The 12566-nt window shown below is 69.2% G+C and carries 11 protein-coding genes and 1 tRNA gene; 1 reads left to right on the top strand and 11 read right to left on the bottom strand.

Features of this window, described 5'->3' with window-relative positions; all coding sequences use genetic code 11:
- Nucleotides 1-5 precede the first annotated feature (5 nt).
- The 7 genes from AMETH_RS00775 to AMETH_RS00745 all read right to left on the bottom strand — a co-directional run bounded on the left by AMETH_RS00775 (nucleotide 6) and on the right by AMETH_RS00745 (nucleotide 6451).
- Complete coding sequence (locus tag AMETH_RS00775) at nucleotides 6-503, bottom strand: hypothetical protein (protein ID WP_017986113.1); 498 nt, start codon at nucleotides 501-503, stop codon at nucleotides 6-8.
- Complete coding sequence (locus AMETH_RS00770) at nucleotides 500-1324, bottom strand: LytR/AlgR family response regulator transcription factor (protein ID WP_051079479.1); 825 nt, start codon at nucleotides 1322-1324, stop codon at nucleotides 500-502. The genes AMETH_RS00775 and AMETH_RS00770 overlap by 4 nt, the downstream gene beginning before the upstream one ends.
- 112 nt (nucleotides 1325-1436) lie before the next feature.
- Nucleotides 1437-2288 carry a S49 family peptidase gene (locus AMETH_RS00765; protein WP_017986111.1) on the bottom strand — a complete coding sequence of 284 codons (852 nt, stop codon included), beginning with the start codon at nucleotides 2286-2288 and terminating at the stop codon, nucleotides 1437-1439.
- Nucleotides 2285-3568, bottom strand: a complete 1284-nt coding sequence (locus tag AMETH_RS00760) for a sensor histidine kinase (protein WP_026153683.1) — start codon at nucleotides 3566-3568, stop codon at nucleotides 2285-2287. The genes AMETH_RS00765 and AMETH_RS00760 overlap by 4 nt, the downstream gene beginning before the upstream one ends.
- A gap of 78 nt (nucleotides 3569-3646) precedes the next feature.
- Nucleotides 3647-4498 carry an Fpg/Nei family DNA glycosylase gene (locus AMETH_RS00755; RefSeq protein WP_017986109.1) on the bottom strand — a complete coding sequence of 284 codons (852 nt, stop codon included), beginning with the start codon at nucleotides 4496-4498 and terminating at the stop codon, nucleotides 3647-3649.
- A 2-nt stretch (nucleotides 4499-4500) separates the two neighbouring features.
- The gene (locus AMETH_RS00750) at nucleotides 4501-4941 is read right to left on the bottom strand and encodes a hypothetical protein (RefSeq protein ID WP_017986108.1); all 441 of its coding nucleotides are present in this window, start codon (nucleotides 4939-4941) and stop codon (nucleotides 4501-4503) included.
- 85 nt (nucleotides 4942-5026) lie between these two features.
- Nucleotides 5027-6451: a sigma-70 family RNA polymerase sigma factor gene (locus tag AMETH_RS00745; protein ID WP_017986107.1), complete on the bottom strand. Its 1425-nt coding sequence runs from the start codon at nucleotides 6449-6451 to the stop codon at nucleotides 5027-5029.
- Nucleotides 6452-6679: 228 nt separating this feature from the next.
- Between AMETH_RS00745 and AMETH_RS00740 the strand changes: the two genes are divergently transcribed.
- Nucleotides 6680-6752, top strand: a tRNA-Gly gene (locus AMETH_RS00740).
- 181 nt (nucleotides 6753-6933) lie between these two features.
- Here the strand turns inward: AMETH_RS00740 and AMETH_RS00735 are convergent.
- The 4 genes from AMETH_RS00735 to AMETH_RS00720 form a co-directional block, all read right to left on the bottom strand.
- Nucleotides 6934-9261, bottom strand: coding sequence for a translocation/assembly module TamB domain-containing protein (locus AMETH_RS00735; protein WP_223843022.1), 2328 nt, complete (start codon nucleotides 9259-9261; stop codon nucleotides 6934-6936).
- Nucleotides 9262-10093: 832 nt separating this feature from the next.
- Entirely contained in the window at nucleotides 10094-10855 is a 762-nt protein-coding gene (locus tag AMETH_RS00730; RefSeq protein ID WP_017986105.1) for an amino acid ABC transporter ATP-binding protein, read from the bottom strand.
- Nucleotides 10852-11661, bottom strand: coding sequence for an amino acid ABC transporter permease (locus AMETH_RS00725; RefSeq protein ID WP_026153681.1), 810 nt, complete (start codon nucleotides 11659-11661; stop codon nucleotides 10852-10854). Before AMETH_RS00725 ends, AMETH_RS00730 begins: the two co-directional genes overlap by 4 nt.
- A gap of 30 nt (nucleotides 11662-11691) precedes the next feature.
- Nucleotides 11692-12513 carry a transporter substrate-binding domain-containing protein gene (locus tag AMETH_RS00720; RefSeq protein WP_017986103.1) on the bottom strand — a complete coding sequence of 274 codons (822 nt, stop codon included), beginning with the start codon at nucleotides 12511-12513 and terminating at the stop codon, nucleotides 11692-11694.
- Between the last annotated feature and the right edge of the window lie 53 nt (nucleotides 12514-12566).

Here is a 12566-nt window from a genome sequence, read left to right as displayed (position 1 = left end):
GCCGGTCACGACTCGATCATGTCCACGAAGTCCCGCTCGTGCCGCTCGGCCAGCCGGTTGTAGGCCAGGCCCGCGAGCAGCAGCAACGGGAACGGCAACAGCCCCAGCAGTAACCACGCCAGCGGCACGCCGACCACGCGCAGCGCGGCGAACCCCGGCCACAGGTAGAAGGCCAGCGGCAGCGCGCCCAGCAGCACCAGCACCAGCGCGCTCAACCCGAGCGCCGTGCGCAGCTGGTGCTTGACCAGATCGCGGATCAGCAGCTCGTCCCAGCTGGTCTGCTGCTCCAGCTCCAGGCGCGCCCGCAGCGTCGGCGTCGTCCTGCGGGAGCGCGGGTCGGCCAGCACCACCCGCTGCCGCTTCGGCGGTTTCGCCGGCTCCGGTGGCGCCTCGGGCGGCGGCGCGGGCGGCACCGGCTCCACCGACGCGGGCTGGTAGTTCTTGCCCAGCGTCGGGTCCGGTTCTCGCACCCCGTCGGCGCGACGGTAGAAGTCCTCGGTCATCGACCACCCGTGAGTCGGTCCTTGAGCTCACGGGTGTGCCGCCGGGAGACCGGGAGCAGCTTCTCCTCGTTGCCGATCACGACCTGGTAGCCGCCCTGCCCCATGCGCAGCTCGGTGATCAGGTTCAACGCGACCAGGAACGACCGGTGGATCCGCACGAACCCGGCCTTCTCCCAGCGCTCCTCGAGCTGGGTCAGCGGGATGCGGACCAGGTGGCTGTTGCCGTCCTTGGTGAACAGGCGGGCGTAGTCGCCCTGCGCCTCGACCCAGCGCACCGACGAGCGCGGCACGAGCTTCGTGGTCCCGGCGAGCTCGACCGGGATCACCTCGTCGTCGTCCGGCGCGGCAGGCGCGGCCGCACCCGGCCCCGGCGGGGCCACGGTCTTCAGCTTCTCCAGCACCCGCTCGACCGCCCGGTCCAGCCGGTGCTGGTTGCACGGCTTGAGCAAGTAGTCCACGGCGCCGAGGTCGAACGCGTTGACAGCCTCGTGCGCGTGGCCGGTGACGAACACCAGCACCGGCGCGGGGCTCATCGCGGAGAACACACGCGCCATCTCCATGCCGGACAGGCCGGGCATCTGGAGGTCGGCGAACACCGCGTCGATCGGCGGCAGGCCCCGCTCCTTGCGCTCACGCACCTCCGGGTCCTCCGACGCGAGCACGCGCAGCGCCTCGGAGGCGTCGACCGCGGTGAACACGCGGCCGATGTGCGGGTTGCCCCGCAGCGTGTCGACCAGCAGGTTCAACCCGTGTGGCTCGTCGTCCACGGCAAGGACGAGCAGTCTTCTGGTGTCTTGTTGCGCACTCACAGTGACTCGCATCCTGCCGAGTGCAGGTTTCAATGTCCATACCGCGAATGAATGGTCAACCCGGCTTGCTTGGCGGTGCAGGTGGCGGTGCCAGCTGCGTGCCTGCACGAGCGGGTCGGCGCTTTCAAATCCCGTAGCGTGACCAAGCAACTCGCTGTGCGACCGCGTCCAGGAGCGCCTGGGCGGCTGCGGGCGCGCCGATCCCCAGACGGGCCAGCAGCGGTTTCTTCGGCTCGGCGATCGTGATCTCGGCGTCCGGCCAGCGCTGCTCGACGACCTCCCGCAGGTTGCCGATCCCGTCGACCAGGCCCAGCTCGACGGCCTTCGCGCCGAGCCAGACGTCACCGCTGAACAGCTCCTCGGTGTCGGCGAGCCGGTCGCCGCGGCGTTCCTTCACCCACTCCACGAACATCTCGTGCAACTGTGCGTGCATCTTCTTCAGCCACTCGACGTCCTCCGGCTTCTCCGGGGCGAACGGGTCGAGCCGCTTCTTGTTCTCACCCGCGGTGTGCACGCGCCGCTCGATGCCGAAGCGCTCCAGCAGGCCGGTGAACCCGAATCCGCCGCTGATCACGCCGATGGAACCGACCATCGACGTGCGGTGAGCGTAGATCTCGTCAGCCGCGCACGCCAGCCAGTAACCGCCGGAGGCCGCGACGTCCTCGCAGAACGCGATCACCGGCACGCCCGGCTTCTTGGCGGCGAGCTGCCGGATCCGCTCCGCGACCAGGCCGGACTGGGTCGGCGCCCCGCCCGGCGAGTTGATCTGCAACGCGACCGCCTTGAGCCGGTCGTGGTCGAACGCGCGGGTCAGCGCGGACTCGACGGCAGCGAGGTTGATGGTGCCGCGCGCGAGCGGCGAGGGCGTCGGCGTGATCACCCCGTGCAGCTTGACGACGGCCACCACGTCCTTGCGGTCGCCCCGGTCGCCGATGCGCGAAATCCTGCTGCTCAGCCTGTCCGTCATGCTGGTCATGGCGCCAGGTTACGGACTCCGTCCGGTTTGTGCAGACGGCCGTTGCGGGCCGGCTCCGGCGGCGCTTCCGCGTAGTCCGGCAGGTCGGTGCGCACGCCGGGCGCGAACTTCGGCACCCGCAGCGTCACCTTCATCCCGGCGCCCGGTGCGGTCTCGACCATCAGCGCGTACTCGTCGCCGAACAGCTGCCGCATGCGGGCGTTGATGTTGCCCAGCCCGACGTGCGCGCCGGTGCGGTGCGAGTTGCGCAGGTCGGCCAGCCGCGCCGGGTCCATGCCGATGCCGTCGTCCTCGACGCTGATCAACGCCTCGGTGCCGTAGTCGGACGCGGTCACGGTGACCATGCCGCCGGTCGGCTTGTTCGCCAGACCGTGCTGCACCGCGTTCTCCACGAGCGGCTGGATGATCAGGAACGGCACCACGACCGACAGCACCTCGGGCGCGATCTTCAGCCGCACCTCGAGACGGCCGCCGAAGCGGGCCCGCTCGATCGTCAGGTAGCGGTCGATGTTGCGCAGCTCGTCGGCGAGCGTGGTGAACATGCCGGAGGTGCGGAACGAGTAGCGCGTGAAGTCGGCGAACTCCTGCAGCAGCTCGCGCGCCTCCTCCGGGTCGGTGCGGATGAGCGCGGAGATCGTGTTGAGCGCGTTGTAGATGAAGTGCGGCGAGATCTGCGCGCGCAGCGCCTTGATCTCGGCCTGCTGCAACTGGTGCTTGGACTCCTCGAAGCGGGCCAGCTCAAACTGGGTGGTGACGAACTGCGCGACCGCGTCCGCCATCTGGATCAGGCGCTTGCCGGAGCTGCGGCCCACCACGATGAGCGCGGCCTCGACCTCGTCCTCGACCAGCAGCGGCACGATCACCGCGGTCTTCATCTTGCAGGTGCCGCGGTGGTCACACGGGACGTCGTCGTGCGACACGACCTCCCGGCGGGCCTTGCGGATGGACATCATCACGGCGCTGCTGAGGTCGAGGTAGTGGTCGTTGGCCTCGCCGTCCCAGGACACCAGGGTGCCCTCGTTGTCGGTGATGCCGACGGCGACGCACTTGAGCAGTTCGAGCAGCTGCGAGGTGATCCGGTCGGCGCTGGCCTGGTCGAAACCCTCGCGGAGATCCGGTGTCGCGCGGGACATGTGGTAGACGGCCTCGAGCACCGCGTCCTCGATCGAGCTGCTCGGCTTGCGGGTCCGCGCCAGCACGACGATCAGGACGATCAGCAGCACACCCGCCACGCTCCACGGGATGATTTGCGAGATCGGCAGACCGGACACGGCGTCAATGCTCTGCGCTCGTGAGGCGGGGTGCAAGCTCTTCAGCACACTTTCTGTGCTGACTTCGCCACCCTGCGGGGTGAGGCGCTACTTCAGCAGGCGCGACAGGCGACGGTCGGCGAGCGGCTTGCCGCCCGTCTGGCAGGTCGGGCAGTACTGGAAGGACTTGTCGGCGAAGGAAACCTCACGCACCGTGTCCCCGCACACCGGGCAGGGCAGGCCGGTCCGCGCGTGCACCCGGAGTCCGGACCGCTTCTCGCCCTTGAGGCGGGCCGCGTCCTGGCCCACCGAGCGCTCCACCGCGCTCGTCAGGATTTCGTGCACCGCGTCGGCGAGCCGGTCCAGCGCGTCGTCGGACAGCTTGCCCGCGGTCGCGAACGGGGACAGCCGCGCGGCGTGCAAGATCTCGTCCGAGTAAGCGTTGCCGATGCCGGCGATCAGCGACTGGTCCGTCAGCGCCCACTTCAGCCGCTCGGTCCGGCCCGCCAGCAGCTCGGCCAGCGAATCTCGGTGCAGCGACAGGGCGTCGGGGCCGAGCCGGGCGATGCTGGGCACCTCCCGCGGATCCCGCACGACCCACACCGCCAGGCCCTTCTTCGTGCCCGCCTCGGTCAGGTCGAAGCCGCGGTCTCCGAAGTGGACCCGCAGTGCGATCGGCCCCTTGCCCGGCTTCGGCGGCGCCGGCGAGAGGTTGTCCGCCCAGCGCAGCCAGCCGGCACGCGCCAGGTGCACCACCAGGTGCAGGCCGTCGCAGTCGAGGTCGAGGTGCTTGCCGAATCGCCCGGCCCCGGTCACCTCGCGCCCGTGCAGGTCGGTGTAGGGCGGGTCGAACGTCTTCAGCACGGCCAGCGACGCCACGTCGACGCGGCTGACCAGCCGCCCCACCGCGTGCTCACGCAGGTGGTACGCCAGCGCTTCGACCTCGGGCAACTCCGGCATCGCTACTCCATCGGCCGCAGCGGGCCCTCGAAGTCCGGGCCCGCCTCCCGCTGGATGGTCTTCGCGAGCCTGGTCAGCTCGCTGCGCACGCGGAACATGCCGGAGATGATCCCGACCCAGCGCTCCGGCGGCGGCTCGCCGGTGACGCCGCCGTCGGTCTCCGCGACAACCGTCCACGGCCGGTTCAGCACCCACCGCAGCGGGAAGAACACCACGATCAGCAGCAGGCCGTAGATCACCCACGGCGGCACCACGACCGTGTCGGGCAGCCAGGCGACGAGGATGACGGCCAGCAGTACGCACACGGCGAGCATCGCGATGCCCGAGGTGTAGCTGCCGGAGATGTCCCGCTCGAAGTCCTCGGCGGTTGCCGGGCGGCGCCATTCCATCTGCGCCCGGACGACCCACTCGCGGCCGTCGCCTCCCCGCACCACGCGGTTCATCTTTCGCTGCCTCCCGCTACGGTCGTTCGCCCGTCCAACCGTAGCGTGGTCGCGGCCCGCCGCGCGAGACGCGAACGGAGATCGACTACTCGGATGACCCCCGGGCGGAGTGCCCGTGATCCCGGTCCCGCCACAGCCACCACGGGGCGGACCACGACGGTGGCCCGTGCGACTCGGCCTGCGTCGGCTTGTCCTTGTCCCGGCCCCAGCCCTTGCCCGGCTTGTCCCGCGTCGGCGAGTCCTCGCTCGACAAGGGCGTCGCGTCCGTGGTCGGCAGGTCGTCGCGCGCGCTGCCGCGGGACGACGACTGCGTCGGCTCGACCTGGTCCGACCGCTCGCCACCGGTGCTCGAACCGTCGCTGCGCGGCTCCTGCCGCGCGGGCGGCTCGGCCTGCTCGATCGACTTCGCGGGCGGCGGCGACTTCGCCACGACCGTGCTCGGCAGCGGCGCGCCGGGGTAGGGCAGCGTCACCTCGTCGGGCGCGACCAGCACCTGCGGCGGCGGGCTCAGCCGCGACTCCGGCTCGGCGATCCGCAACTCGACCCCGCCCTGCTCGGGCAGGCCCATCGGCTGCGAATCGTCGACCATCGCCGGGCCCACCGCGAACCCGACCACACCCGCGGCCGTGGTCGACGCCAGCGCCACACCGATCTTCAGCTTCGACACCAGCATGGTCTTCAACGTGGTCAGCACGCCCGACGTCGCGCCGCCACCCGCGGCAACGGCGGTGGCCGGCACCAACAACGCCACCACACCGGCGTGCGCACGCAGCGACGAGCACACGTCCCGCAGCTCGGCGTGCATCGCCCGGCAGGACGCGCACCCCAGCAGATGACCACGGATCCGCCGCGCCTCCGCACCGGTGACACTGCCCGCGGTGTAGCCGCCGAGCTTCTCGATCACCCCGCGGCAACTGACGTCGGAAATCCGGTTCATCGCCAGGTGCGCCTGCAGGTACGCGGCACGCAGACCCTGCCGGGCCCGCCGCGCCAGCGCCGCCGTCGCGTTCGCGCTCAACCCGAAGTGCGGCGCCACCACGGCCGGCTGCTCACCCTCGACCTCGGTCTGCCACAACACGGTCCGCCAGCGCTCCGGCAAGCTGGTGAACGCCGTGGTGATCAAGCTGTGCTCAGCGGTGCGGGCATGCGCGTCGGCGCCCGCACCCGCCCGGTGGGTCAGCTCGTCGTCGCTGACCGGCACGTCACGGCGCGCGCCGTGCCACTCCCACGACACCCGGCGCGCCACCGTCAGCAAGTACGCGCGGACGTGCTCCTTCGGGCCGTTCCCGCGGCGCAAGGCCTGCAACACGCGGAAGAACGTCTCGGCGGTGATGTCCTCCGCCTCGGACGAATCGGCGGCCAGGCTACGGGCCAGCCTGCGGACGGCGGAAGCGTGCAGCTCGAACAACTCGCGGAACGCGGCATCCTCACCGGAACGGAGCCTGCTCAACAGAGCCTGCTCGTCCTCCGATGCCATGCGCTGTTCCGGCACCGCCGCGTCGTCCGTCATGCGGCCAGCCACCTCCTCCCCCGCGGGACTAACCCGTTCGGTTGAATGGAGACACCATACGGAGCGAAACGCTCGCCGTCACCCCTTGTACTCCCGGAGTGACCGAGTTCCCTCCGACAGGGCGACGCACACCTCGCAGCCACCCAAGATCACCCCAAACTGGCCACCCCGTCAACCCGGCCGATCGCACCCGTATAGACTGTCCATCGCACCGGTCAACCGGGGCACGCGGACGTAGCGCAGCTGGTAGCGCATCACCTTGCCAAGGTGAGGGTCGCGGGTTCGAATCCCGTCGTCCGCTCGTAGCTGGGCAACCCCTGCTCGCGCTTTGCGCTTCGCTGGGGCTACTCGCCATTGCATTGGGGGTCGGACCCCCAAACCCCCGCCAGGGAGGGCTTCGCCCCCTGGACCCCCCGTCCGGTGCCGGCTGGTCTGGTTCTGGCGCCTTTGGGATTTTCACCTGATCGTGTGGGGGGCTTGGGCTAGGTTTCTCGGCGGATCATTCGGCCGGCTCCGGCGGCGACCGTGGTGGCCAGGATCCAGCCCATCGCGGTGAAGCCGTTCGACACCCACTTGTCCACGTCGTGCATGTACCAGCGGCCCTTGTTGCCGAAATCGACGATCGGCACCAGCAGGTCCAGCGTGTACAGCACCGGGTTCCACTCCAGGCCCGTCTCCTGCTGGTCGACCGCGCACCGCGGGCCGCTCACCATGTACCGCACCGGGTCGTTCACACACGAATCGGTGCCCGCGCCGAAGTAGATGCTGCCCGCCGCCAGCAGCGCGATCAGCCAGGCCAGCGCCCGCACCGGGCGGTACCCGTAACCGACCATCCACCGCTGCAGCCAGCTCCACAACCGCACACCAGGGCCGAGCACCCGGTAGCCCTGGGCGAGCGCCTCGTAGCGGTACTGCTGCTTCTTGAACAGCACCGTCGACGCGTGCTCCTCGTTGCCGCTGTTGCGCAGCATCGCGGCGAGCTGGTCGTAAGGGCCCGGCCGGTAACCGGCCATCGCGGTGCGCAGCCGCTCGATGCGGTCCCGCACCGCAGCGTCGTCCTTCATGTCGATCGGGCGCTTCAGCACGTCGTAGCGGAAGTCCTCCAGCTCGATGCCGCCCTCGGCCTGCCAGAAGTTGTCGTTGTCCTCCAGCGTCTGACAATGCGCGTGCCGCAGCACGATGCTGCCGGTGGCGGGCTCGGCCAGGTTGAGCAGGAACTCGTCCGCCCCCACGTCGCTCGCGTCCAGCGCGATCGCGTGCTTGTTGTACGAACCCAGCACCGCGCCGCTGAAGTCGATGCGGCGGCCGGCGGTCGCGCCGTCCATGTTGACGCCGCCCTCGGCGTGGAACGGCTGCTCACCGGCGCTGGTCAGCGTGATGTCGCGGCCCACCTTCACCGTGCGCAGGTCCACCGAGAAACTGGTCCGGTTGCGCACCGCCGGCTTGGTGACGTCGGTGCCGTACAGGTAGACACTGCCGCCGACCTCGACGCCCTGCAGCCGCAACGTGCCCTCGATGGTCGCCTCGTGCAGGTGGAAGTTGCCCGCCACCGTCATCCGGCGTGCGGAGAGGACGTCGCGTTCCGCATGCCGCAGGCGCACCCGCCCGGCCAGCAGGTTCCCGCGGACCGTCACGTCGGCCATCCGCAGCTGCCCGGACGGGATCTCCAGGCCCGTCGCCTCCAGATCGCTGCTGATCTGCGAGCCGTCCAGGTGCAGCGCGCGGTCGTAGTACGGCTCCACCGAACCGCGCGGCACCGTGATGCGCGCGCGGGCCAGGCGCAGCGTGCCGCCGATCTTCGCGTTGATCATGCGCAGTGTGCCGACCGCGGACAGCCCGTCGGACAGCTCCACGTTGCCGTCCACCTGCCACCGGTCGCCGACCAGCGCCGGCCACGGGTCGACGTACGGGTCGCTCGACTTCCACGCGTCGACGACGATCCGGCCCTGCTGCTCGCTCTGCAACTCGGCGGCGCGCAGCACGATGTCGCCGTTGACCCGCATGCTCGGCAGGTGCAGCACGCCGTGCGCGGAGAACGGCTGCCGCGTGCTGGCGGCGCCGTAGTTGTCGACCTCGCACAGCAGGCTGCCGCCGATGTGCGCGCCGTTCCCGTCGAGCGCGAAACCGTCCGGGTTGCGCAGCTTGGCGCCGGAGAAGTTCACGTTGCCGCCGGTGCGCATGCCGGGGAGGCGGACCTCGCCCTCGGTCTGCATGCGGTAGGCCAGCAGCGCGCCTGCGATGATCAGCCGGTCGGCCTGGATCGCGCGGCCCTGCGGGTAGTCGACCGCCGTGCGGGTGAGGACGACCGAGCCTTCGACGACGGCGTCGGTCAGGTTGATCGCGGCGTCCGGCACCCCGCGTTCGCGGGTGTCGCCGCGCTGCACCGCTGTCTCGCCGTCGTCGCTGCCCGGCAGGACCTGTACGACGCAGCGGATGAGGCGGACGTCGTTGCGGCTGCGCAGGTTGCGGGCCTTGAGCCCGGGCAGCCAGCAGCGCCGGAAGACCAGCCCGAGGATCTTGGCCTCACGCACGTCCGGCGGATGTTCGAAGCGGCAGTTCTCGAAGCGGAAAAGGCACTCCACGTCGGCCCCGCGCAGGTCCAGCCGCCCGGTGATGTAAGCGTTTTCCACGGCGACGATCGGGGCGTTGCTGGCCTGCTTGCGCCAGCGCAGCAGACCACCGCTGCCGGGCTCCAGCAGCGGTTTGAGCAGCTCCTCCGCGGCGAGGTGGTAACGCCGGTCCGGCACCCCGCGGAAGGGATCCAGGGCCGGCAGGGCGCGGTCCGCTTGTGCCGGTTGCCCGTTTGCCATCTGCCCTCCCACTTCGCTCGCGCATCGAAATCTTAGCTGGTGCCGTGAGTCCGGTACGGCAGTTTCGCTGAGGTGCCGGACGACGCCTACCGCTCGTCCAGCCAATACCTGCCGACGCAGTAGAGCAAAGCAACGCGATTGAAGGCGGGGCAAAGAACATCCGGGCGACACCCACATGAAGGCGCGCTGCGCCAGTGGCCCGAGGAGCTGCGAGCCGGAATCGTGCCTGTGCTGCTCTGGCCAGGCACTCAGGTCGGCAGCCTGGCCTGGTCATCCGGTGACCACCCCGAACGGCTCGACATGGTGCATGTTGGCAAAGTTCAGCGGTATGTTCCAGGTCGACCAATGGCTGGACCACCCTGCCGAGCAGTTCGTACTGCGCCGTCACGAACCGCGGAAGCGGTTGCCGCGCTCGTCGAGACGCTGCGCCGAAAATCCGGCTGAGATGTTCAGTTGACAACCGCGCCAAAAAGCAGCGGGGCGGTTCATGATGCGGGTTCGTCATTCTTGTCGCGACGAGCGCTAGGCCGACAGCGTAGAGACCGGTCGGTGTCTCGATGACAGCTACGAATACGGATTACGGACGACCGATTGTAACGGCGGCCCCTGTCAGCTGTGGTTCTTCAACAGAGCCGGTAGCAACGGCGTTGTCATGACGGCCAACATGACCAGGCGATGTGTAGATGACAGCGTGAACGGTTTGCAGCCCTTCTCTTGCAACAATTTGCCGTTCCAACAATGGGATCCAAGCGGCGGCTACACAGCATGATGCTCGGCGCCGCCTCCCACTGTGGCCCTCCTTACCCTCGCTCAGGTAAGGAGGGCCACGACGTCACTTCTCGTCGACGTGGGCCGGGTTCAGCACGCGTGACAGGAACGTCTGCGTGCGCTCGTGCTGCGGGTCCGCGATCACCTGGGACGGCGGCCCCTGCTCGACCACCACGCCACCGTCCATGAACAGCACCACGTCGGCCACCTCACGCGCGAACTGCATCTCGTGGGTGACCACCAGCATCGTCATGCCGTCGCGGGCGAGCTGGCGCATCACGGCGAGCACGTCGCCGACCAGCTCCGGGTCCAGGGCCGAGGTGGGCTCGTCGAACAGCATCACGTCCGGGTTCATGGACAACGCACGTGCGATCGCGACGCGCTGCTGCTGGCCACCGGACAGCTGCGTGGGCAGCGAGCGTTCCTTGCCGGTCAGCCCGACCTTGCGCAGGTTCTCCAGCGCGATCCGCTCGGCCTCGGCCTTGTCCCGCTTGAGGACCTTGCGCTGCGCGATGGTCAGGTTGTCCAGCACCGACAGGTGGCTGAACAGGTTGAACGACTGGAACACCATGCCGATGCCCCGCCGAGCGCGGTCGATGTCGATGTCCGGGTCGGTGATCTGGAACCCGTTCACCACCACCGAGCCGTCGTTGGGCTCCTCCAGCAGGTTCACGCACCGCAGCAGCGTCGACTTGCCCGAGCCGGACGGCCCGATGATGCAGACGACCTGCCCGCGCTGCACCTCCAGGTCGATGCCCTTGAGCACCTCCAGCCTGCCGAACGCCTTGTGCAGTCCGGACACCTGGACGATCACGTCGTCGGTCACGCCTCGACCTCCAGTCCGCGCTCGCTCTTGCGCCCGGTGCGGCGCTCCAGGTACCGGGACAGGTAGCCCAGCGGGATCGTGATGATCAGGTAGCACAGCCCGGCAAGCAGGATCGGCGTCAGCGACCCGGTCGCGTTCAGGCCCTCCCGGCCGAACTTCGTCAGCTCGTACTCGTCGCGGGCCAGGCCCAGCAGGTAGATCAGCGACGAGTCCTTGGTGAGCAGGATCAGCTCGTTCGTCAGCGGCGGCAGGATGATGCGGAACGCCTGCGGGACGACGATCGAGACCATCGCCCGCCCCTGGGACATGCCCAGGGAGCGCGCCGCCTCCCGCTGACCGGCCGGCACCGCCTGGATGCCGGCCCGGATGGTCTCCGCGATGTAAGCGGAGCCGACCAGGCCGAGCGACAGCATCACGGTCGAGTAGATGTCGAACTTCAACCCGAACGCGAGCGGCGCCCCGAAGCCCAGCGTGATGAACACCAGCAGCGCCGGGACCCCGCGGAAGAACTCGATGTAGACGGTCGCGATCCAGCGGTACGGCCCGACCGGCGACAGTTTCATCAGCGCCAGCACGAGACCGACCGCCAGCCCGAACGCGAACCCGAGCGCGGTGTAGACGATGGTGTTGACCAGCGCCGTCGTGATGACACCGGGGAACTGCGCGCGGGCCGCGTCGACGTTGAAGAACGCGCGCTGGATCTCGCCCCAGTCGGCCACGAACGCCGCGACCAGGATGACGATCACCAGCAGCGCGTACTGCGCGCCCCGGAACAGCTGGGCGCGTTTACGGCGAGACATCGCCACGGTGGAACTCCTCGCAGAAGTGGCTTCCGGTTACTTGCTTTCCGGCAGCTTGTTGAACCACTTCTGGTAGATGGCGTCGTAGCGGCCGTCTGCCTTGGCGGCGTTGATGACCTCGTTGACCTTCGCCAGCAGCGCGCCGTTGCCCTTGCGCACGGCTACGCCGTACTGGTCACCGGTCTTGAACTCGGTGGTCACCTCGACGTCCGGGTTGGTCTTGAGGAACTCGTAGTGCACCGAGTTGTCGTTGATGCCCGCGTCGACCTGGCCGGTCTTGACGGCGGTCTGCTCCAGCGCGAGGTCCTCGAACTGGACGATCTCGTAGCCGTACTGGGCCTTGTTCGCCTCGGCGTAGTCCTCACCGGTGGTGCCGAGCTGAACGCCGAGCTTCTTGCCGCGCAGCTTCTCCAGGCTGTCGATGCCGGAGCCCTTCTTGACCAGCAGCGCCTGGTTGGCGTCGAAGTAGCCGACCGAGAAGTCCATCACGCCCTGCCGCTCCGGCGTGATCGTCATCGCCGCGGCGGCGACGTCGCACTGGCCGGTGTTGAGCGACTCGCCCGACTCGATGCCCTCGAACGGGGTGTCGAAGATTTTCTGCTGCACCCCCAGGTTCTGCGCGACCATGTCCACTAGGTCCACGTCGAACCCGACGGTCTTGTCACCCTCGGTGAACTGGAACGGCGCGTAGGGAAGGTGCGTGCAGGTGGTGAGGAAGCCGGTCTCCTTGAGGGTGATCTCACCGCCGGCCTGGGTGTCGCCGCCGGTGTTGACCTCCTGCGCGCAGGCCGTCGCGGTCGCGGCGATGGCCAGCGTGGCCGACAGAACAAGCGCATTGCGTAACGATCGACGCGACACGGTTTACTCCTAGTAGGTCATACTTATCGAGTGCACGCATCCTGCCACTTGTT

Origin of the sequence: Amycolatopsis methanolica 239 (assembly GCF_000739085.1) — a bacterium.
GTDB classification, from domain to species: Bacteria; Actinomycetota; Actinomycetes; order Mycobacteriales; family Pseudonocardiaceae; genus Amycolatopsis_E; species Amycolatopsis_E methanolica.
The sequence above is the reverse complement of the archived record's forward strand: the minus strand, read 5'-3'. Positions and strand labels throughout refer to the sequence as shown.

What these genes read in the sequence shown, in the direction of transcription:
- AMETH_RS00745 (WP_017986107.1), bottom strand. Translation starts at nt 6,451, where the DNA reads ATGACGGACGACGCGGCGGTGCCGGAACAGCGCATGGCATCGGAGGAC.
- AMETH_RS00735 (WP_223843022.1), bottom strand. Translation starts at nt 9,261, where the DNA reads ATGGCAAACGGGCAACCGGCACAAGCGGACCGCGCCCTGCCGGCCCTG.
- AMETH_RS00765 (WP_017986111.1), bottom strand. Translation starts at nt 2,288, where the DNA reads ATGACCAGCATGACGGACAGGCTGAGCAGCAGGATTTCGCGCATCGGC.
- AMETH_RS00775 (WP_017986113.1), bottom strand. Translation starts at nt 503, where the DNA reads ATGACCGAGGACTTCTACCGTCGCGCCGACGGGGTGCGAGAACCGGAC.
- AMETH_RS00770 (WP_051079479.1), bottom strand. Translation starts at nt 1,324, where the DNA reads ATGCGAGTCACTGTGAGTGCGCAACAAGACACCAGAAGACTGCTCGTC.
- AMETH_RS00755 (WP_017986109.1), bottom strand. Translation starts at nt 4,498, where the DNA reads ATGCCGGAGTTGCCCGAGGTCGAAGCGCTGGCGTACCACCTGCGTGAG.
- AMETH_RS00750 (WP_017986108.1), bottom strand. Translation starts at nt 4,941, where the DNA reads ATGAACCGCGTGGTGCGGGGAGGCGACGGCCGCGAGTGGGTCGTCCGG.